This window comes from Paenibacillus sp. FSL W8-0439 (genome assembly GCF_038008995.1).
Taxonomy (GTDB): Bacteria; Bacillota; Bacilli; order Paenibacillales; family Paenibacillaceae; genus Paenibacillus; species Paenibacillus polymyxa.
Window position 1 is genome coordinate 1,181,589 of sequence record NZ_JBBPAK010000001.1, and the last position, 23,115, is coordinate 1,204,703.

General features: G+C 46.5%; 16 protein-coding genes. 15 read left to right on the plus strand and 1 reads right to left on the minus strand.

Annotation, left to right across the window (positions count from 1 at the left end):
- Positions 1–431 precede the first annotated feature (431 nt).
- The 10 genes from MKX36_RS05100 (at position 432) to MKX36_RS05145 (ending at position 14,581) form a co-directional block, all read left to right on the plus strand.
- On the plus strand, positions 432–2,585 hold the full coding sequence (locus tag MKX36_RS05100; RefSeq protein ID WP_340864335.1) for a glycoside hydrolase family 6 protein: 2,154 nt from the start codon (positions 432–434) through the stop codon (positions 2,583–2,585).
- A 350-nt stretch (positions 2,586–2,935) separates the two neighbouring features.
- On the plus strand, positions 2,936–5,611 hold the full coding sequence (locus tag MKX36_RS05105) for a PAS domain S-box protein (protein WP_340864336.1): 2,676 nt from the start codon (positions 2,936–2,938) through the stop codon (positions 5,609–5,611).
- 162 nt (positions 5,612–5,773) lie between these two features.
- Positions 5,774–6,163 carry a GntR family transcriptional regulator gene (locus MKX36_RS05110; protein ID WP_107734097.1) on the plus strand — a complete coding sequence of 130 codons (390 nt, stop codon included), beginning with the start codon at positions 5,774–5,776 and terminating at the stop codon, positions 6,161–6,163.
- The gene (locus MKX36_RS05115; RefSeq protein ID WP_250248962.1) at positions 6,156–7,058 is read left to right on the plus strand and encodes an ABC transporter ATP-binding protein; all 903 of its coding nucleotides are present in this window, start codon (positions 6,156–6,158) and stop codon (positions 7,056–7,058) included. Before MKX36_RS05110 ends, MKX36_RS05115 begins: the two co-directional genes overlap by 8 nt.
- Positions 7,033–9,129 (plus strand): DUF6449 domain-containing protein, encoded by a 2,097-nt coding sequence (locus tag MKX36_RS05120; protein WP_025364177.1) that lies wholly within the window; start codon positions 7,033–7,035, stop codon positions 9,127–9,129. The genes MKX36_RS05115 and MKX36_RS05120 overlap by 26 nt, the downstream gene beginning before the upstream one ends.
- A 214-nt stretch (positions 9,130–9,343) precedes the next feature.
- On the plus strand, positions 9,344–10,108 hold the full coding sequence (locus MKX36_RS05125; RefSeq protein ID WP_340864338.1) for a class I SAM-dependent methyltransferase: 765 nt from the start codon (positions 9,344–9,346) through the stop codon (positions 10,106–10,108).
- Between the two features lie 151 nt (positions 10,109–10,259).
- A complete protein-coding gene (locus MKX36_RS05130) occupies positions 10,260–11,714 on the plus strand; it encodes a PstS family phosphate ABC transporter substrate-binding protein (RefSeq protein WP_340864339.1) in 1,455 nt (484 codons plus the stop codon).
- A 145-nt stretch (positions 11,715–11,859) separates the two neighbouring features.
- Positions 11,860–13,152 (plus strand): hypothetical protein, encoded by a 1,293-nt coding sequence (locus MKX36_RS05135; RefSeq protein ID WP_340864340.1) that lies wholly within the window; start codon positions 11,860–11,862, stop codon positions 13,150–13,152.
- Between the two features lie 13 nt (positions 13,153–13,165).
- The gene (locus MKX36_RS05140; RefSeq protein WP_340864341.1) at positions 13,166–14,029 is read left to right on the plus strand and encodes an aldo/keto reductase; all 864 of its coding nucleotides are present in this window, start codon (positions 13,166–13,168) and stop codon (positions 14,027–14,029) included.
- Between the two features lie 15 nt (positions 14,030–14,044).
- Positions 14,045–14,581 (plus strand): mismatch-specific DNA-glycosylase, encoded by a 537-nt coding sequence (locus MKX36_RS05145; protein WP_340864342.1) that lies wholly within the window; start codon positions 14,045–14,047, stop codon positions 14,579–14,581.
- 93 nt (positions 14,582–14,674) lie between these two features.
- On the opposite strand, the gene ald is transcribed toward MKX36_RS05145, so the two are convergent.
- Positions 14,675–15,805: an alanine dehydrogenase gene (ald, locus tag MKX36_RS05150; protein ID WP_340864343.1), complete on the minus strand. Its 1,131-nt coding sequence runs from the start codon at positions 15,803–15,805 to the stop codon at positions 14,675–14,677.
- 451 nt (positions 15,806–16,256) lie between these two features.
- Here ald and MKX36_RS05155 point away from each other — a divergent pair, with 451 nt between their 5' ends.
- From MKX36_RS05155 to MKX36_RS05175, 5 genes are all read left to right on the plus strand, one after another.
- Positions 16,257–17,921 carry a PucR family transcriptional regulator gene (locus MKX36_RS05155; protein WP_017426362.1) on the plus strand — a complete coding sequence of 555 codons (1,665 nt, stop codon included), beginning with the start codon at positions 16,257–16,259 and terminating at the stop codon, positions 17,919–17,921.
- Positions 17,922–18,022: 101 nt separating this feature from the next.
- Positions 18,023–19,546: a copper amine oxidase N-terminal domain-containing protein gene (locus MKX36_RS05160; protein WP_340864344.1), complete on the plus strand. Its 1,524-nt coding sequence runs from the start codon at positions 18,023–18,025 to the stop codon at positions 19,544–19,546.
- A 243-nt stretch (positions 19,547–19,789) separates the two neighbouring features.
- A complete protein-coding gene (locus MKX36_RS05165; protein WP_340864345.1) occupies positions 19,790–21,088 on the plus strand; it encodes a galactokinase in 1,299 nt (432 codons plus the stop codon).
- A 125-nt stretch (positions 21,089–21,213) separates the two neighbouring features.
- Positions 21,214–22,131, plus strand: coding sequence for a PD-(D/E)XK nuclease family protein (locus tag MKX36_RS05170; protein WP_126666087.1), 918 nt, complete (start codon positions 21,214–21,216; stop codon positions 22,129–22,131).
- A gap of 183 nt (positions 22,132–22,314) precedes the next feature.
- Positions 22,315–22,974, plus strand: a complete 660-nt coding sequence (locus tag MKX36_RS05175) for an SGNH/GDSL hydrolase family protein (RefSeq protein WP_260846433.1) — start codon at positions 22,315–22,317, stop codon at positions 22,972–22,974.
- Positions 22,975–23,115: the final 141 nt, after the last annotated feature.

The following is a 23,115-nucleotide window of genomic DNA, read 5'->3' on the forward strand; positions in this document are numbered from 1 at the left end:
AAAGTTTATCCTTGTCGATTTGGGCTGACGGAAATTAAAGAATACAGTCTTGTTTTTTATGAATCCACACTTTTACTGTCGACTCTGAATCTCCTGAGGGCTTGTCATAGCAGGGAAGTTCAACAAATGATAGAACCAATCTCAAAAAAAGAGAGACCATGCCGAACCGTCGGTGTGGCAATTCATATGCCGAATTAATAATTGTAGTCCTTAATTTATTCAATTTACAGCAGATTTCCAGCTCACTATAATCTAACATAGGAGGTGACAAAAAGGGGAAAAATGTGAGCGCATGAACAAAAAGAAAGCGCTTACCTTTCGCAACTATGAACGCTACTTTTTCTAGGGAGAGAGTAGGCGTAACACACATTTAATCATATAACAATCAGGTGCCGACATAGGAAGATTCAACAAAATCTACGGAAAGATAGGTGAAGCAATTGAAAACAAAGCAAGTGCTTCGTAAAGGAATGAAGTATGCTTTTGCGCTATCACTCGTCGCAAGCAGCTTTCTACCAGGTGCAGGATTTACGGATAAAATACATGCAGAATCCCATGTCGATAATCCTTACCAAGGGGCGACAAAATACGTTAGCCCTGATTATGCAGCTAGTGTCGACACATCGATTGCCAAGGTTACGGATGCGAATCTGAAGGCAAAAATGCAAACGGTCAAAACATTCCCGACAGCCGTTTGGCTTGATCGTATCGCCGCTATTAACGGCGGTGGAGGCAAGCTTGGCTTGGAGGCACATTTGGACCAAGTATTGGCGCAAAAGAAAGGCAACACACCGATTACGGCGGAGTTCATTGTGTATGATCTGCCCGGACGGGATTGTCATGCCTTGGCTTCCAATGGTGAATTGCCGCTGACCCAGGCAGGTCTGGAAACTTATAAAAAGGATTATATTGACAAAATAGCTTCTATTTTTGCAAATCCTAAATATAAGGATATTCGTATCGTTGCGATCATTGAACCGGATAGCTTGCCAAATCTGGTAACCAATCTGGATGATCCGAAATGTGCGCAAGCCAAGTCCACAGGGATTTACGAAGCTGGTGTTAAATACACAATGAATAAGCTGAACGAGATTCCTAACGTGTACAAATACGTAGATATCGGTCACTCTGGTTGGTTAGGCTGGGATAACAACCGTTCAGCAACGGTATCCCTGTTTACAACTATTTTCAAAGACACAAGCAAAGGTCTGTCCAGTGTAGATGGTTTTATCACGAATACAGCCAATACTTCACCGCTGACAGAACCTAATTTGCCTGATCCAAATCTGAATATCGGTGGACAGCCGATCAAATCGTCCAAGTACTACGAATGGAATCCTAATTTCGATGAATCGGATTTTGCAGAGTCCTTGCATAGAGATTTTGTCAGCGCAGGCTGGCCAAGCTCACTCGGTATGTTAATTGATACAGGCCGTAATGGATGGGGAGGACCTAACCGTCCGACTTCCGCAGTCGGCAATGATATTAACTCCTATGTAAACTCCGGTCGTGTAGACAAACGCTCACACCGTGGTAACTGGTGTAATAACAGCGGAGCAGGTATGGGAACGCCGCCACAAACGGCTCCAGCTGGTCATATCGATGCCTATGTCTGGGCGAAACCTCCAGGGGATTCCGATGGTTCCAGCTCACTCATCCCGAACGATGAGGGTAAAGGCTTTGACCGTATGTGTGATCCTACCTATACAACCAAGGATGGCACATTAACAGATGCTTTGCCGAATGCACCTATTTCAGGAGCATGGTTCCATGATCAGTTTGTAATGCTGGTACAAAATGCGTACCCTGCAATCGTGCCTTCCACTGGTGGTGTAGACCCAGCGCCTACTGCTCCAGCAGTACCGTCAGGCTTAAAGGCTGTTGTGGGCAATGCTCAAGTAACGCTGACTTGGAATGCGTCTACTGGTGCCGAGAGTTACACGGTAAAACGCGCGACTAGTGAAGCAGGTCCTTTTACAACCGTTGCGCCTCTTGTAACGGAAAGAGAGTACACGGATAAGGGACTGACGAACGGAACAACTTACTTCTATGTTGTAAGTGCTACGAATGCGAAAGGAACAAGTAAGGATTCCGCAACGGTAAGCGCTGAGCCAAAAGGTACACCGACAGATCCAACGAATCCTACAGATCCAACAGGTGATCTGGTTGTAATGTATCGTGCTGGGGACACGGATCCAGCGAATAACGCTGCCAAGCCTTTCTTTAACCTCAAAAATAAAGGGACAACACCAGTGAAGTTGAGCGAGCTTAAAATCCGCTATTACTTCACGAAAGATGACAGCCAAGAGCTGCAATCTGCGGTAGACTGGGCGCAAGTAGGTAATGATAACGTGCTGCGTACCATTAAAGACAACTATATTGAAATTGGATTCAGTGCTGCTGCCGGCACGCTTGCTGCTGGGGCGCAAACAGGTGATATTCAGATCCGCATGAACAATAGCGACTGGTCTAATCTGAACGAATCCAATGACTACTCCTTCGATCCAACCAAAACCTCTTATGCTGAATGGAACAAAGTAACATTGTTCCACAACGATAAGCTGGTATGGGGAATCGAGCCTTAGGAATAGGTGAATATATACACTTGAATAACTGATAATTGTTGAAAAAGGGCTGCGGCACAACTGCTGTAGCCTTTTTTAACGTCTTCAAATAAAGAATTCGATGACCAAGGGAATAAGCATTCAAATTGTGTATAATGAAGAAAGAATACTAATCTACTGTGGGGGTCAACAACCACTTTTGGCAACATCTCGGTAGAGAAGGCAATCGCAACTCACTGCTGAGCGATTTTTGCGTCATTTTCTTAGCCGGGTGGTATAAAAAAATAATCTAGAGATTGCCGATGAACCTGCATCGGCAATCTTTTGTGCATACATGTTTTAATGTCTTTCATATAGAGGAGGAGATTCATTTGTTTTCTGCTGCTCAACGACTGCCTTTGCTGGAACATATGTATAATCATGCCCCGACAGGAATCGTGATTTTGTCGAAGGAGGGGAAGTGTCTTTATGTCAATCCCGCCTTTTGCAAAATGGTCGGATATGAGCAGGAGGAATTACTGGATATCCGATATTACCATCTCTTGTATAATGAGGCTCAGGATCAGCAAGGGCTGAGGGAGGCCTATGCAGGTTGGCTAAAGGCTACGGATCAAGTCTACAAGACAGAGCTGCGTTTAAAGCATAAACGGGGAACAACTGTCTGGCTATCGCTGGAATTAACCATATTTGATGATGAGGCTACCGAACAATCTTATTTGATTGCGTATGCAATGGATGTCACGGAGAAAAAGGACATGGAGCAGGTGCTTTCGGACAATGAGGATTTGTACATGTTGATTACCGAAAATACGCCGGATGTCATCTCTTACAGCACGGCAGACGGCATACTTCAATATATTTCTCCTTCGGTGGAAAAACTCCTTGGCTATACGAAGCAGGAAATGCTCGGCAAAAAACGGCTTCAATTTTACCATATCGAAGATGCCGATTACATGCGTGTACATGGAATGTTCAAGGAAACAGGCATCATGAAGCGGCGTGTACGTCATAAGGACGGGCATTATTTGTGGCTGGAAGTATCGTACCGTATTATTCGGGATGAACAGGGCAAGATCAAGCGAGTTCTATCCATCGGACGAAATATCACAGAGCGCCAGAAGAGCGAGGAGAACCTGGCAAAAGCTCAACAGTTGGCGATGTTCGGCTCATGGGACTGGGATCTGGTCAACAATGTTATGCATTTTTCCAAGGAATTTCGCAGCATATTTGGCTATCGTGTCAAGCCGGTTGAAACAAGTATTGACGCTTTCATGAAGGCAGTTCATCCCGAAGATACTGAACGGATGAAGCAAATTATCAACAACGTGATCTTAAAGGGAATTCACGAAGAAACCTTTTACCGGATTGTATTGCCCAATGGGGAACAGAAGGTACTGCGCTCGATCTGGGAAGCTGAGATGGACGAGCATGCAGGCAAGCCTGTTCAAGTAGTCGGGATGATACAGGATGTTACAGAGCACCGGGAAATCGAGCAGCGTCTTCGTGAAAGTGAAAACCGTTATAAGTCACTATTTCAGCATAATCCACTCGGGATATGCGCCATGAATATGGAAGGTCATATTTTGAGCGTGAATCCGAGTTTGGAGAAGCTTACGGGTTATACGAGGGATGAGCTGCTTGGAGCTGAAATACTTGTCATGGCTTCCTCTGAGGAACAGGACAAAATCAAACGACATATCGAAATGGCCAAACAGGGGGAGACACAAACCTATGAATCGGAATTCATACATAAGGAGGGGGAGCGTCTATTCATCAAGATGACGAATATCCCGATTTTCGTACAAGAAGAAATTGTAGGCTGTTACGGGATTATAGAGAATGTTACCCCTCTTAAAAACTATATTGCTCAGATTGAAAAGCTCAGTAACGAGCATTCGCTGATTTTGAATGCAGTATCCGAAGGAATTGTGGGTTTGAATACCGAAGGACATGTCCGCTTTATGAACCCGGCAGCTGTTGAGATGTTCGGCATAGGATCAGCCAACCCGCTGAACGGTTCATGTATAGACGTCATTCGCCATGCTGACGAAATAGGCAGCCATTTTCCGGACGAGCAGGCTTCTATTCTCCAAGCGATTCGCAGCGGCGCTTCTTATCAGGCAGAGGAAGCTGTATTTTGGAAAAAAGACGGGTCCAGTTTTCTGGCCTCCTATCGAATCAGCCCTTTGATGGATAACGGCGAACGAAAAGGAGCGGTGATGGTATTTGTAGACAGGACGAATGAAAAGGAGATTATTCGGGCCAAGGAGTCTGCCGAACGCGCCGATCGAGCCAAGTCAGAATTCCTTTCTGTGATGAGTCATGAGCTTCGTACACCGATGAACGGCATTATAGGCATGGCAGGATTACTGGCAGACACGGAATTAGATGAGGAGCAGCGTAGCTATATCGATATTATTACCAGCAGTAGCAACGCTTTGATGCAGATATTGAATGAGATACTGGATTTGAGCAAAATCGAAGCTGGCAAAATGTCGTTGCTGCATGAGTCTTTTGTGCTGGAGGATGTGGTTGGCAGTGTAGCGGACCTATTTATGACGCAGGCTATGGAAAAAGGCATCCAGCTAGAATGGCATATAGATCAGGAAATGCCAGGGATGCTAGTCGGTGATCATGTGCGTATCCGACAGATATTGGTGAACTTGGTGAGCAATGCGATCAAATTTACGGAGCGAGGGCGTGTAAATATTTTTGTGGAGAGAAAGGCTTACAGCCGCCGTAAAAAGAAATGCCTGATTGAGTTTAGTGTAACGGATACTGGAATCGGCATCCCGGCAGACCGTCAGCATTTGTTGTTTCAGCCTTTTTCCCAGCTTCATCCGGCACTGAACCGGAAATATGGAGGGACAGGTCTTGGCTTGTCCATCTGCAAAAACCTGGTCAAGCTAATGGGGGGTTCCATTGGTGTAGATAGTGACGAGGCCAGAGGAGCAACATTCCGGTTCCAACTGGATCTAAAACTGCCGGAAGGGCACACACTTGCGAATATAAGCCGTGATCAGCCTTATGATTCAAAGGAAGGCTAAAAAGAAATAGCCGTGATGCATTCTGCATCGCGGCTATTTTTTGTAAGAAATGTCCAAAGAAAAGATTGACAAACTGTTCTAACTGTACTATTAATGATAGTACAGTTAGAACAGTTGAACATGTATACATGAATTTGAGCCAGTGTTGAAAGGAGGAAGTCCATGTTCGAGCTGGATATCCGCAGCCGTAAGCCGATCTACGAACAGCTTATGGAGAAGGTTAAGGAAATGATCGTGTACGGATCGCTTCAGCCGGATGAGCAATTGCCTTCTGTACGGGCATTGTCCGCTCAACTTACGGTGAATCCGAATACGATTCAGAAAGCGTATCGCGAGCTGGAACGCGAAGGATATATTTATTCCGTCCAGGGCAAAGGCAGCTTTGTCACGCCTACCCAGCAGCAGCCGCAACAAATAAAGCGGGATGAGATTCGGGCGGCATTGTTAAAACTGATGATCGAAGCTGTCCATTTCGGTTTTACACAGCAGGAAGTGGACGACATATACGTGGAAGCTATGCAAACAAAGGAAAGGGGGGTGTCCCTTGATTGAATTAAGGGAAGTCACAAAGACATTTACGGAAGAAAAGGCTGTCGATCAGCTCGCCCTGACGGTAAAGAAGGGCTCCATTTTTGGACTGCTGGGCTCGAACGGGGCAGGGAAAACGACCTTGCTCAAAATCATTGCCGGGATTTACCGGCCGGATACTGGTAAGGTGCTAATCGGTGGACAGCCGGTGTATGAGCAGCCTGCAGTCAAGCAGCACATTCTGTTTTTGCCGGATACCCCTTATTTTTTCCCGCAAGCGACAATTCGTCAGATGGCCCGGTTTTACCGCTCCATTTATCCAAGTTGGAGTGAAGAACGCTACACACAGCTTACGGAGATTTTCAAGCTGGACCCGAAGCGCAAACTTCACCGTTTTTCCAAGGGGATGAAGCGCCAAGCCGCTTTTTTGCTTGCCTTGAGCTGCATGCCAGAGCTGCTGGTTTTGGATGAACCCATTGATGGTCTGGACCCCGTGATGCGTAGAATGATCAAAAATCTCTTGTTCCAAGAAACCGCAGCACGTGAGATGACCGTCGTGATCTCATCTCATAATTTGCGTGAGATTGAAGACATGTGTGATCATGTCGGCATTATGCACCAAGGTCGGATGCTGTTGGAAAAAGAGGTGGATGACCTTAAATCCGATACGCATAAGGTGCAGGTTGCCTTTCGGGACAGCATGCATGAGGAAGCTGTCTGTGGCCAACTTTCGGTTGTACATAAGGAGCGGAGGGGCAGTGTTCTGCTGCTTATCATCCGGGGTGAGCGAGAGCGGATTGCAGAAACGATTGAAGCGTATGAGCCGCATGTGTTCGATTTGCTGCCGTTGACGCTTGAAGAAATTTTCATTTATGAAATGGAGGACGCAGGTTATGACATCCAACCGATTCTTCTGTAGCGGCGGCGTAATTCGCCAATGCCTGAGACAGCATGGCTGGATCGGTCTATTGTACTTGGCAGGATTGCTGTTTACAGTACCGCTGCCACTGTTTATGAGCACTGGTGATGAACAACCGCGAGTGGTTTTAAAAAGCTTGTTCGATAGCACAAACTCGGGTAATGAATTGCAAAAATTAATTTTAATGACCGTACCCGTGCTGGCAGGTGTGATGCTGCTTCGTTTTGTTCAGCGACAGGGGCCATCCGATTTGTATCATAGCCTACCTTTGCGTAGAGAGCATCTATTAACGTCACATTTAATTAGCGGTCTTGTTCTTTTACTTGTACCTGTATGGCTGACTGCGGGAGTAACTGCTTGGGTTAACACGTCAGTCGAACTGCCTTATATTTTTCAAATTAATGACGTTGGATCGTGGGCTTTGGTTGTGTCCGTCCTTACGATTTTCTTGTTTACTTTTACTGTGTTTGTAGGGATTTGTGTGGGACAATCGTTGCTACAGACCGTAGTAGTGTATGTTTTGCTGCTATTGCCTCAGTTTCTATTCATGATGATAGGGCGTTTTCTGGAACGTAATTTATACGGATATGTGCGGGTGCGAGAAACCATTGTTCAATATATTAATGGCTCGGAGTTTCGCAGCAATAATAATGTTTGGGAAAACTTATCGCCGTTTGTACGCATTATGGACAACTTGCCACAGCGCGCCTTTTCTTACATGGAGCTACTCGCCTATCTAGGTATCTCTGTGCTGTTTGTCGCCTTGAGTTATGGTTTGTATCGTAAACGCTTGGTCGAAAAGGCGACTCAGGCTATAGCGTTTTCTTTCTTTCAACCTTTGTTCAAGGCAGGGGTTATACTATGCGCCATGCTTGTACTAGGCGATTATTTTTATAATGCAGGTACAAGAGGAGCTAATTGGTCGATTTTCGGGTATGCACTTGGAGCTATTTTAGGCTATATCGTTGTAGAAATGGTCGTCCGCAAGACGTGGCAAATTGTGCGTGTTCGTGCTTTGGTGGAAATGGTCGTTTACGGTGTGATCATGGGGCTGGTACTGTATATCCCGATTTCAGGTTGGTTGGGTTATGAGGGACGGATTCCAACAGCACACTCCGTAGAAAAAGTCTATGTCGGGCAAGAGGAGCCTCTAGGGGGAGATGCAGAAAAAGAAGCTTATTACTCCCAAGATAGGGCCTATATCGCCTCTGTACTGAATTTACATCGAGAACTCGTACGTGCACATGCAGCTGGCGAGAAAATGTTGTCCAAAAACCTGGCCGTCGAATCGGCATTCATAGTCTACCGTTTGGATGATGGTTCCACCATGACTCGCCGCTATACATTCCCGGAGAAGCCTTTCCGGACAGAACTGACTAAAGTGATGGAAGCAGAGCCTTATAAAACGGTAAGATACAAGCTGGATAAGCTGCAAGGAAAAGCAGAGACGATCAATATCGAATCTGTAGATGATAATGAAAGACGAGTGGTTTTAACCAATCCCAAAGAAACTCGTGAATTTGAAGCTGTACTCAGAGAAGAAGTATTAAATATGAGTTATAGCGAAATGCAATCACATCGATACCCTCTGGGGAATGTTTCTATTACAAATAAAGAGTCATCCTCTACCAATAACGAACCGAGCTGGCATCGTGAAATTTCATTTAATTGGCCGGCTTCATATCACAAGCTTACAGATTGGCTAGAGCAAAAAGGGTATGCGGATAAGGTCATCATTGATTCCAAGGATATTTTTTCGATACGGGCTGTTCCTATTATTTCTCAGGAAATGGAGCCTTATCAACCCAATCAATATATTGAAGACTATAAAATATTTAGAAGCATTCAACAAAAGCACAAAGCAATAACGATTGAAGATCCGAAGCTGTGGAGCACTGTACTGGAAAAGCGTAGATCTAATAGCTATACTCCAGATATGGCGAAAGGAACTTACTTGGTTCAAGTCAAGATCAAACCTTTATTTAGTTCAGATCCCCATACACGCTATTACTATTTTACTCCGAACGATATGACACCGGAGCTTGCCAAGGCATTACCGGCAGTTCCTTAAGCTCCTACGAGGGACAGTATCTGGTTTAGAGGGAATATGGACGGAGGTAGATGAACATGGGATGGTTCGGACACGACATATAACAACCTCATCGACGGGCAAGAGCTCCTCCACATTAGAACGGACATAAATAGAGACCAGAGTGATACAACGTAGAACATACAGAGAGAAGAGTTCAATATTGTACAGTCCAATAGTGGAGGAGCAAAAAAATATGAAATATACAGAAGATCGTGAATTTCTACAGTTGTTGGATCATCATAAACAGTCATTTTCCGGATGGGATTTTTCATTCATTTCGGACACGGGACGAGTGGCGAGCGAACCTTTGGACTGGTCTTATGCCAGCAAGGCTTTGGCGTTGATGCATGCCTCGAAGGCGATGCTGGATATGGGAACAGGCGGGGGAGAGTTCTTGTCGCAGTTGCGCCCTTTTCCAGAGATCATATGTGCGACAGAGGCATATGCACCGAACGTACCTATCGCCAAGCGAAGATTGGAGCCGCTGGGTGTGCGCGTGATGGCTATTCATGATGACGATTTTCTTCCGTTTGACGATGCTGGGTTCGACCTTGTGCTGAACAAGCATGAGTCATTTTCGCCAGCGGAAGTGCACCGTATTTTGCGTTCAGGAGGTACGTTTTTGACTCAACAGGCAGGAGGCTTGGATTGTGCAGGCCTTAACGCCCGCTTGGGAGCACCTGATTACGTGTATGCGGACTGGACTCTTCCTCAAGCAATTGCAGGTTTGAAAAGTAATGGTTTTGAAATCGTAGAGCAGCGGGAACAGTTTCCGATCCAGCGCTTTTACGATATTGGAGCGATTGTCTATTACTTAAAAGTTATTGAATGGCAGATTGCAGACTTCCAGCCAGAGAAATATATAGAACAGCTGTATAGTCTGTATTTGGATATTAAACGTGATGGTTATTGGGACGTGAAGCAGCATCGTTTTTTAATCCATGCCAGAGCGATATAGAGAAGATTCGATACCAAAGAGGCCTATCCTGTAGGGGAGGCCTTTTTGTCATTTTTACTACCCTTTCGTATACTAATCTTTACCATAATTGTACAATGAAGAAGCAATAGCTTACAGACTCATTTCATTTATAAGATATAGGGGGATGTACATGTCTGAACCAAAGGAAGTTATAAGCAAGCCGAAAGAGGGCAATTCTGTGCGGATAGCATGGTTTTGGCCATGGCTGGTCGGTACGTTTATGTTTGGATTGTTTTCAGTCATGTTTAATATTATTTGGAGTATGGTTGTAGCACCTCAAGTGCAGTATTTGCTGAGGCATGAAGGTGTGACGGATATAACCGTGGTTGTAATATTGCTGCTATATGTATGGCTGGTCGGTCTCATTTTTGCAGCTTATGGTGCTTTGAGTGCGCGTATGTCCAACATGGGCAAGCTTCCGTTGATGCTGACAGGGCTAGCATCCTTATTATGCGGGCTGTGGTTGTGGATTATAGGACTACGAGGATCTGGCGGCCAACTTGCCGAAGTATCTGGAGGAGCGTGGGAGCTTTTTTCACTCTATCACGCTTGGGCGGAACCTATACTGGAAGTATTGGGGTCATATACACAGCTCGGTGGAATCTGGTTTCTGCTGACCGCACTGCTGCCCATAGCTGGCATGGTAGTCGGTGTTGGGGTAGATCGCTATCCAGCGGTGACCGACCAGCACGGAAAGGTGGACCATAGATGGCAATGGGTTGTAGCTGCAATATCTGCTGCGCTCATCATTGTGCTGACGATTACGCTCATGCTTCCTCAGCGTCCGTACATTGCGGAGAGGGATTTTCCGGTAGTAGATGGCGCTACAGCGGCCATTCCATTCGCACAGGATATGCTGCATGAATTGACCGGAATGAACAAGGTTCGTGCGGCTCACGAACTGAGATTCAACACAACGCATCAGGCTTATGTCAATCTGATTGAAAAGAAGGCGGATCTGATACTGGTGGCGGGTCCATCCGATGAGGAATTGCGCCTGGCGAAAAGTCGGGGAATTCAAATGAAGCTTACACCTATCGGGTGGGATGCGTTTATTTTTCTCGTTCATAGAGGCAATCCGGTTAACGGACTTTCTTCGGAGCAGGTGCGCAGCATATATGAAGGATCTATTCGTAACTGGCGTGAAGTAGGGGGCAAGAATCAGCCGATCGTTGCTTATCAGCGGGAGGAAAACTCAGGAAGCCAAACATATATGCAGAAGAAAGTGATGAAAGGTCAGGACATGGCTGAACCGCCTCGGGAACTCCGAATTGGTATAATGGGTGAGATGATTAATGCAATTGCTGATTTTGACAAGGATCACAACGCGCTCGGTTATTCATTTTATTATTTCGCAAATGTGATGCATAATCGTCAAGAGGTCAAATTTTTATCTATTAATGGAGTGGAGCCCGACAAAGAACACATTCGTTCGAAACAATATCCATTCACAGCCCAACTGTTTGTAGTTACACGCGAAGGCGAAAAGCCACGTGCTTCGATGCAACGATTACTCGAATGGCTGCAAAGCGAAGCAGGAACTCAGGCCATTGAAAAAGGCGGCTTTGTTCCTGTAAACTCGTAATCCTATAACGATTCGAATACAGTCAGTATCGTATATTCACCGCAAGAGTGAAACCAATACAGCAGGGTAATACATAGAATATGCTTTGCTGTGAATACAATACCCGCGCAGCAAGTATATCAACAACTTAAGGGGATGAACAAAAATGAAGAAAAAAACATCGGTTTGGGTGCTTTTACTCGCCGTAGCCATAGTAGCAGCAGGTTGTGAAACAGGATCACAAACAGGACAAACGGCTCAGAATAAACCAAAGGATTCTGCATCGACACAAGTCAATGATTCGGGAGCCACTGTAGATACACCGGAACAGCAGACTGCTTCTGACGGCAAAAGCAGCACATCCCCGTCCAGCACTGACAAAGCAGTGGAGACAGGCGGGCAAACGAAGACAGATGCTAGTATAGCGAACGTCCGCATGGACAATATTACCGCGCTTCGATTAATCGACGGCCAATCCGGTTGGATCGGCGGTAATGGATGGATTGCCCGAACAGACGCGGCTCCATCCGGTTCAGTCGGTTCAGTTTGGAATGTGCAGTATCAAGGCAAAGGTACGGTTCAACAGATTTTTGCCTTGAATGGAGAGCAGGCTTGGGCTGTTATGGAAGATAGCGGTTCACTGCTGGCAACTCACGATGGCGGCAAGCTTTGGGAAGCTGTCGGGACTGTACCTGAGCAAGGACAAGCGGGCTTTTTACAATTTGTATCATCCAAGGAAGGATTCAGTGGCAACCAATATACCAAGGATGGTGGACAAAGCTGGTCTTCGCTCCCTGTGCCTAGCCACATGGTAGGACAGCCATATTTTCATGATCGGCAAAACGGCTGGGCAGTAACCCAGAAAACAGATCGCTCGATCCAAATTTTGCACACCGTTAACGGTGGTCAAGATTGGACTCCTGTCATGTCGCGGACAACCGAGGGGCCTCTGAACGGAGTAACTATTCGATCGGTAGAACGGGGCAACGCATGGATTGAGCTGGTTGGAGATACAGGGATGAATCAGACGTCGTATTCGCTTTGGCATACGGCTGATAGCGGACAAAGCTGGCGTACTGTACTGGCGAATTCTACTGCCGGCGGCGGTCCTGCACCAGGTGTTAGCCAGCAAGACAATCAGGTTACCAAAAATGAAGGGACGGCACCAGGCATGCTCTATGCGGTTAACAGCAGTACCGCTTTGATGGGTGGGTACTGTGCACCGTGTGACAAGCCTAATACGATTGGTTGGACCAATGACGGAGGCAAGACGTGGAACAATGGCAAACAAGGCTTTGATGGTTATGGCGGTCAGCAAATCGGGATGGCCAATGCCAAGGAAGGCTGGGCTATTTTCTCGGATTCAGAGCAGGCCCCGATCCTATATACCACCTCGGATGGTGGTCAGCACTGGACGCAGAGTCATGTATTTGACAAGCCTGTGACACCAGGCTCCTAAGGAGGGAATGTAGTTGAGTCAACATAAGAGAAGTGCGATTACATGGACGGACGGTCGTGAAGTACCACTCATTGGGCAGGGCACGTGGTATATGGGCGAAAAAGCCTCCCTTCGCCAGGAGGAGGTGCGTGCGCTTCAACTTGGCTTCGAGCTGGGGATGACGCTAGTAGACACGGCTGAAATGTATGCGGAGGGCGGCGCAGAAGAGATCGTCGGGGAGGCCATTCGAGGCCGCCGGGACGATGTGTATCTTGTCAGCAAAGCCTACCCTCATCATGCGGACCGTCAAGGATTGGCTCAAGCCTGCGAAGCAAGCCTAACCCGAATGGGAACCGAACACGTGGACATGTATCTGCTGCATTGGCGCGGGAATATTCCACTAGAAGAGACAATACAAGGTATGGAAAAACTGCGTGAGCAAGGCAAAATCCGCAACTGGGGCGTGTCCAATCTCGACAAATCCGATATGGAGGAGCTTTGGAGCCTGAGTAATGGCAAAGCCTGTGCTGTCAACCAAGTGCTGTATCACGCGGCTTCGCGAGGTATCGAATATGATCTGCTTCCTTGGAGCCGTACGCATGGGGTGCCTGTAATGGCCTATTGCCCGATTGCCCAAGGTGGACGCCTGCGACGAGGACTACTGGAGCATCCCGTTATGGTAGACATTGCTGCCAGCCACGGAGTAACTCCATCGCAAATCGCACTTGCATGGGTTATACGGGACGGTGATGTGTGGGCAATCCCCAAGGCGGTACAAGAATCGCATGTACGAGAAAATGCAGCGGCAGCAAGCATTCGGCTCACCCCTGAACAACTTCAACAAATAGACGAGGCTTTTCCTCCGCCAACGAGGAAGCAGCCGCTGGATATAGTTTGAGGAAGGAGGGGCCCGATGACAGAAATAGAGACAGAACTACACGAGGTAGATGATCATCTCGACTATGGATTATCCGTTGTATTTATCGGCTTTAATCCCAGTCTGAAATCCGGCGAGGTAGGACATCATTACGCTAATCCGCGCAACCGCTTTTGGCGCATACTGGAGGGGGCTGGCTTGACCCCTCGCTTATACGATCCATCGGAAGATCGGGAGCTGCTAAAGCTGGGTTTCGGTTTTACCAACATTGTCTCCCGTCCTACCAGGGGAGTGGAGGACATTACCCGTGAGGAATACGCCGAAGGGCGTCTGAAGCTGCATGCGAAGCTAATGGAATACCGCCCCAAGGTCGCTTGCTTTGTCGGCAAAGGCGTGTACACCGAATATAGTAAAAAATCCAAAGCGGATTGGGGATTTCAGCCTGAACCACTAATCCCCGAAATGCATGAATTTGTGGCACCTTCGTCTAGTGGACTGGTGCGCATGTCGCTGGAAGAAATCACGGATATTTATAGCCGTCTCCAAACGTTCCTTTCGTCAGAAGCCGTCTAAAATGCGGCTACGTTTGGTAGATGCAGCATACAAAGAACCATACACTTTAATCCTTACTGGGAAAAGTGTATGGTTCTTTGTGCTGCTTCTTTTCTATTGTAGGGTTTTGGTCTGCCATGCCTGTTCCACAGGAACATAAGGATACCCCAGATCACGGGCGACTGCTTCGTAGGTGATATGTCCGTTCAGGACATTGGTACCGCTAAGCAGCGGCTTGCTTCTGCGAAGTGCCTCTAGCACACCGAGATCCGCAAGTTGGAGAGCAAAGGGGAGCGTCGCGTTCGTCAGAGCGAGCGTGGAGGTTTGTGGTACTGCGCCAGGCATGTTCGCTACTGCATAGTGAATAACGCCATGCTTTACATAGGTTGGCTGATCATGTGTCGTGATGTGGTCAATCGTCTCAACAATGCCACCTTGGTCAATGGCGACATCGACGATCACTGAACCGGGTTGCATTGTCTGCACCATGGCCTCTGTTACGAGCCGCGGGGCTTTGGCACCAGTGATCAGGACAGCACCGATCAGCAAATCACTTTGCGCCACGGCTTCAGCAATGTTGGGAGGGGTGGACACCAATGTATGGAGCTGATTGCCAAAAATATCGTCCAGTTGGCGCAATCTTTGCAGGCTTAGATCGATCAATGTAACATCTGCGCCGAGACCGATAGCGACCTTGGCAGCATTGGTGCCGACCACCCCTCCGCCAATAATAGTTACTTTACCGCGTTTGACCCCTGGCACACCTGCCAGTAGGATGCCTTTACCGCCTTTTGGTTTTTCCAACAGCTGTGCTCCGATTTGTACAGCCATTCGGCCTGCAACCTCGCTCATGGGGGTAAGCAACGGTAGGCTTCCTTCCACATTTAGCGTTTCATAGGAAATGGCGGCTACGCCGTTGTCTGTTAAAGCCCGGGCCAGTGCGGGCTCGGCAGCCAGATGCAGATAGGTGAACAAAATCAAACCTGGTCGAAAATACCTGTATTCAGAGGGGAGCGGCTCTTTTACTTTGATAATCATATCCGCCTGGGACCATACATCTGCGGCTTGCTGAACAAGGATCGCACCCGCAGTGGCATAATCTCCGTCTGTATAGCCACTTTCAACCCCTGCATGGCTTTCTACAAACACTTGATGTCCGTGTTGAATCATTTGAGCAGCACCCGCAGGTGTCAGAGCGACACGATTTTCATTGTTTTTAATCTCTTTTGGAATCCCAATTCTCATTCGTTTCACCTCTCCTAAAAATAATTGTTATCCAACGGCAAATAATTGTTTTTAGGGCAGCTACGCTGCAGAATCAATGTTTGTTGATCATGTTCTCTAGGGCAGCTACGCTGCAGAATCAATGTTTGTTGATCATGTTCTCTGGGGCAGCTATGCTGCAGAAACAATGTTTGTTGAACGTGTTTTAGGGCAGCTACCCCTGCTATGGTTTACTGTTGGATGCGACCAAACGAGCTTAGAAAATGGCACTATCATTTGTATGCAGCCTGCTGATTAGTTACATGGACTCAAGCCGATAAATGCAATTCATGTTAGATTAGGTACAGTTTACAAGGGGTGCGACTCCTTCGCATCATACATTTTGTCGGATTATCTGACTTAAAGGCTCGACTTTTTGATGAATATATGTCATATAAAATGACATAAAGACATACACATAGGGAGAATGCCGATGAAAGGTAAAAAAACATTTACCATTGCGGATGTGCTGGAACGTCCTGTTTTCCGGCGGGCGAAGCTGGCAGCGGGGGAACAGGGCGTAAATCGCCGTGTGGGTTGGGTTCATGTGCTAGAAATCACCAATGTATCCCCCTTTGTGAGCCGTCATGACCTGATTTTGACGACCGGCCTGTGGTTAATCCGGAAGGGGGAAGAGCGCGCCGAGTATATGGAGCAGCTGATCCGCTCGGAAGCCGCAGGATTGTGTGTGGAGCTGGGCACGAGCATCCATGAGATCCCCTCTGAAATACTGGAGCTGGCGGAACGGCATCACTTCCCGGTCATCATATTTGAGCAGCCGGTGCGTTTTGTTGAAATTACACAAGATATTCACTCCCTACTTATTAACCGACATCATGAACTATTAAAAGATCTGGAGCGATTTTCACGTCAGCTTCAGCAGGAAACCCTACGCAGCACCGATATGAATGCCCTCTTGCGTGTGCTCCATGACTACGCTGCCCGGCAGGTCATCTACATGTCCTCCATTGATACCAATCGATTCGTGCCTTCCGTCCAGCCGGATGTGGCAGACCATATTGCGGATTTTTATGCCAATGAAGTGGAATCCAGTATGACTGCCGATCGTGAAGGGCACCTGCTGTTTCACCTAAATGAATCCACTGCCGTCTTGTTTCAGCCTGTTGTATGCTTCGGTCAGGTGTTTTCCGCTGTAGGTGTGGTACTGCATAATGAAATGCCGACGGAAGAAATGTCGCTGCTCATTGATTACACAGCCAAGGCGGCCGCTACATTGGTACTGAGAACACAGTTTCTTGAAGACAGATTGCTACGTAATCAAAATGAACTGATTCAGGATGTATTGAACGGCCAGCTTCCCAATGAAGAACAGGCCCAGACCCGGATGGGACTGCGATTGTTAACGAAGGGTCGGTATTTATTTTGGGCAGGAGTCATCGAGGTAGAGCATCAGGACAAGGACGCAAGTCAGGTGCGCAAGGAATCCATCAATCAGGATGTATTAGTGCTGCTTCGTTCTCTGTTGAAAAAAGAAGCGTTGCACAATCTGTTGATGATGAAAGGAAGTCAATGCTACATCCTTTGTGCCAAGGAGGAATTAACGCTGCGTTCCGAAGCGCAGATGAAAAAAGTGCTGGCCCATACGGTCCAATATATTCAGAACTATGCCGCAGGACAGCTTGATAAAGTGCGCATTCATGCAGGCTTTGGTAAGGTAAGGCACCGCATGACCGGGACGGACCGCAGTTTTGAAGAGGCATATCAGGTCATTGAAGTCGCGCGAAGCGTCCCGGTCATGCAGGATCAGCTATTTTACGACAGCATCGGAATCTATCAATTGTTGAAAGCAGTGCCTCGCATTCCTTTTCTACAAGAATTTGTACAGGACCATTTGGGCGAGCTGATTGCGCATGATCGTGAGCATCATATGCAGCTTCTGGATACGCTGGATGCCTACTTTCAATGTCATGGCTCCAAGCGTGATACCGCCGGAGTTTTGTATATTCATAGGCAGACTCTTTATAATCGACTGGATAAAATTAATGAAATCGTAGAGGGAAATTTGGCAGACCCTGACAAACGTCGCTGTCTGGAGATGGCACTCCTGGCTTACCGGATGCTTCAGGCTGAAAATTGATCCTAAATAACTAGTTCTATTTTCTATTCTACTCATTTACAATGCGTGTTAACACTGAGATAATAGAAGAGATAACGGAAATATCTTGAAAGGGGATTAATATGAATATAAAAAAATGGATTGCCGTCCCTCTTATTCTGTTAATGGTAGCTTTGACAGGTTGCCAGGCAGTAGGCGGATTTGATGTAAGTAAGAATTTTTTGGGAACACTTGATGTGAAATCCCAGCAGACAACGGAGAAAATTTCTCTTAAATTAGCTCCAAAAGAAGGAATCACGCAAGGAGATCAACAAATCGTAGATTTGATTAATTCGATTTCGGTGACTGTAGATGAAGCTAAGGTACAATCGGAGGAAGTTGCTTCCGCCAAGGGTACTTTACACATTGATAAGTATAATTTGCCATTTGAGCTTGCTTTGGATCGCCAAGGTATGGCTATTCACCTGGAAGGTGCCAAAAAACCTTATTACATATCTTTGAACTCGCAAGAGCGTTTGAGCGGTCTGCCTGCTGGGTTTGATCCGTATGCATATTCCAAAGACGTGAGAGATCTGACCAAAACAGCCGCTGCACTTATGCTCAAGCATGCTCCTAACCCTTCGACCATTTCTGCAACATCTGTAACCGAAGAAGTATACGGTGAAAAAGACAAGGTGAAACTGACCCGTCTCCATACAGAACTGCGCGGTGATGAACTGGTTGCATTGGTAAAACCATTCCTGACGAATCTGGCCAAGGATGAAGCTGGCTTAAAAGAATTGATCGGTCAAGCTATTGATGTGACTAAAACCATCGCTTCCGGCGTAGCTATTGAGGGTAGTGATAAAGTAACAACAGAACTAAATGAAAACAAAGAAAAGCTGGTCAACGAGGCTTACACTGAGGTTAAAAAGTATTTGGACCTGGCTGTGGCACAGTATGATGTAGGAGTCAGCACTATGTATGCACAGGCACCTGAAATCAAAACAGTCCTGAGTGCCAACACGGTGCTGAAAAACGACATGTATTTTGATGAAAAAGGAAATGTTCGCAAAGCGCTGACAGACTTGACAGTCGCGTTGCCAGATGTGGACGATCTTCCGGTGAAGTCCTTTACCATTCTGACCGAGACTCAAGCCTGGAACGTCAATGGTAGTGTAACAGCCGATAAAGTAGATCTTTCTAACGGCGTTATTGACTTGAATACACAAGCTGAATTAACTCCGGGAGCGACGCTGCGCAATTTTGAAGCAAATTCTCCGATCTACAATATTTTAAAAAATGATTTGGAAATTACAAAAGTAGAAACAATTTTCGATCCTAAAGACGATTACTACGTTTTGGAGAATCGTGGAGGTACGGCCTTCATCCCACTGCGTGAACTGACAGGTGAATTGAGCTCAGAACTAAAATGGGATGCAGCTGCCAAACAAACAACTGTAATTGATGATATTACTGGTAAAACGATTAAGCTGAAAAGCGGCTCCAAGCAGGCTGTACTGGAAGGAAGCACATTGACGTTGCCACAAGCTCCATACACGGATGAATATGGCACATTGTATGTTCCTTTCAAATCTGTTGCAGAGGCACTTGGCGCTACTGTAACTCGTAACAATGCTGGAGAATATGTACTGAAACGCGATTAAAAAGAAATCAAAGTACACCTTCTTCTTCTTAATGGTTATTACATGGAATGAATCAGGTATAAATACAGGAACCAGTCCGGATTAGGGGCTGGTTCTTTTTTAGTTATATTGGTAAAATGCTCATAAAAGCGATTAAAATAAGCGCTTACAGATTAAAATTGTGCCATACTTTTACACAGGAAAAATTGAGATAATTAAAGCATCATTCTGAGTGGAAAACACATACAAGTAGGGGGATATACGATGAAAGATATGGAGCTATTGAATTCCAGCGAGGGACAGATGGTGCTTGCTCGAATGTACGGTCAACAACAAGTTTCCGAGCAAACTTCTAGATATCAATCACTTATACAGGCGTATCAGGAGCATTTTGGTGTAGGGGATATTGAATTATTTAGTGCTCCAGGGCGATGCGAAATTGGAGGGAATCATACAGACCACAACCACGGGAAGGTGCTGGCAGGCAGTATTACACTTGATACGATCGCTGTAGCTGCTAAAGTAGAGGAATCCGTTATAACATTCTTTTCTGAAGGCTACAAAACGAAATACGTCATTGATTTAAACGACTTGGCACCAAAACCGGAGGATGACGGTACGATGCTGCTGATCCGTGGCATTGCAGCTGGTTTACTTGAATTCGGGTATCGCATCGGAGGATTTCAGGCTTATATATCGAGTAATGTATTCTCTGCTTCAGGATTAAGCTCTTCCGCTTCGTTTGAAATGTTGATATGTACAATATTAAATCATTTTTATAACGAGGGAGCATTAGATACTGTTGCTAAATCCAAAATTGGTCAGTATGCGGAGAATGTCTACTGGAACAAGCCTTCGGGGCTGCTCGATCAGATGGCTTGCGCCTATGGCGGCTTGATTTCCATTGATTTTGAAAATCCCAAGGAACCGATCATTAATCCAGTCCATTGGAATTTTGAACAAAACGGGTACTCCCTGGTTATTGTAAATACAGGTGGAAATCATGCTGATTTAACGGATGACTACGCAGCGGTGCCGAACGAAATGCGTGCTGTGGCTCAGTCTTTAGGCGCTTCTGTTTGCCGTGACTTAATGCCCGAGAATCTGTATGCCAATCTCAAAATGGTTAGGGAAAAAGCGGGGGATCGGGCAGTGCTCCGTGCTTTGCATTTTTTTGAAGAAAACAAGCGTGTAGATGAGCAAGTGAAATCGCTGGAGGAAGGACGCTTTTCTGATTTCTTAAAGCTCGTCACCGAATCTGGCAACTCTTCCTGGAAATGGCTGCAGAACGTTTATAGAAGTGGGATTGATCGGGAACAAGACGTATCGGTTGCACTGGCTTTAACAGAAATGTATTTAAAATCAATTGGTGATAGCGCATGCAGGGTACATGGTGGCGGCTTTGCTGGTGTGATCTTGACGATTCTTCCCAATGATCATGTGGATGATTACAAGGAGTGGATCAGCGGAATGCTGGGAACTCCGGTGCTCGTTGTCAACGTCCGTGAGGATGGTGCTGTTAATGTAAGTGAATTGATCAATGCTGAACGGACTCGTAGCTAGTGTACTAACTAATCGAATCAAAGACTTTAACCTAGGGGTTAAAGTCTTTGTTCTTTTTATGGCCGATACAGCTTAGGCATGCGTTATAATAGAGAGATGGAAGTTCTAATGAAGGAGGGCCTGTCATGGCAATATATCCGTCCTGGTCCTATTCACAATCAAGGGCCCAAACGTTCGACGAATGCTTACGCAAATACTATTATCATTATTACGGCTCGCATAATGGCTGGAATTCGGCACAGGGCACTGAAGAACAAGTTACGTTGTACCGGCTTAAGCAACTGAGCAACTTATATATTTTATTCGGGAATATTACGCACCAAATGTGTGAATCGGTCATACGTGGGTGGATGGAAAAAGGGGCTGTCCCGCGCACAGCATTTCTGGAGACCGCTATGAAGAGCATGTTGAATGACAGCTACAAGGAATCCTTACACCGTGAGCTATGGCTGCAAGATCCCAAAAATCGGGTCATGCTGGCCGAAATTTACTACGATGATGAAGTGCTTCCGGAACGGATTGCCCGGATTAAGGAGCGACAGCACGCGGTGGTACACAATTTGTACCGTACCGCAGTTTGGCGTGAGCTGCAACAGGGCCAGGCCCGAATCGTTGAGGTGGAAAAATGGGATACGATGCTCCTACATGAGACAAAAGTATATGTCAAAATGGATTTGCTCTATCGTAGAGACAACGGAGACATGGTTATTGTAGATTGGAAAACAGGTAAGGAAGGCGACTTCTCCGACCAGTTATTTTTGTATGCTTCCTATGTGCAGGAGCATTATCAGCTTCCTTTGGAGAAGATTGAGGTACGGGTAGAGTATTTGATGACAGGAGAGCATGAAGTATATCGCCCCACAGTAGAGGATATCGACAAGGTAGTTGGCAATGTAGGACGTTACATCGAGGAAATGAAGTCCTGCCTCGATGATGATTACTATAATCGACCCAAGCCCGAGTCTTTCTTTACCCCGATGCCTTCACGCAGGGTCTGCGGCGGCTGTAATTTTCGCGAGGTGTGTAAGTACCGCGCGGTCTGAAATCGAGAAATTAACATAAAAACGGAGTAGGTGAAATGGTGCTGCACAAGCAATAGCGGTGGGAAGCACCATCCACCTGCATAATGGCTATAACTCTCTCAAATTCTGAAACCGCTTTCCAATTCGGAGAATACAAGGTATGATAAGGGTATTATTGGAAATTGTGAAGGGGGACAATGGAAAATGCCGAGTACAGGACACACACGTATTCTTTTTCAAGGAGATTCCATTACAGACGGAGGAAGGGGACGGAATGAGGACGCGAACCATTGGCTGGGTCAGAGCTATGTGTATCTGATCGCTGGGACACTCGGGAGTCGACTGACTGCTACACAACCGGAATTTGTAAACCGGGGTGTTTCGGGGGATCGGGTTTCGGATTTGTATGCTCGTTGGAATGAAGACACGTTTAGCCTACAGCCGAACCTGCTCAGTATTCTAATCGGAGTGAACGATGCCTGGCGGATCGTGGAGCAGGAGCCGTCCGGGGTGACGGACCGATTTGAACGAGCCTATTGCCACCTGCTGGAGGAGACGCGTGAAGTGATGCCAGATACCGGGCTGATACTGTGTGAGCCGTTTATTTTGAAAACGGGAGCTACCGAGGCGCGCTGGGACACTTGGCAAGAAAAAATAACGGGCTACCAGCGTATTGTACGTCAATTTGCCGACAAATATGGGGCCGTATTTGTGCCGCTCCAGAGCATGTTGAACGAGGCCGCTACCAAGGCGGACGCTTCCTATTGGCTGCATGACGGGGTTCATCCGACAGCGGTCGGGCACCAGTTAATAGCTGATCAATGGATAGATATCGTGCAAAAGAGTCCGCTGGCGATTCGTTAACAAAGTTATACATAGTCTATTCCTTGTCATTTTTGGGTAATACACGATTATGGACATCATTACTTATGTTATGGTTCCAACCAAAAATGAATGTCAAAGGGGGTGCTTCTTGCTTCGTCATCAACGGAGCAAGAGAGGGCT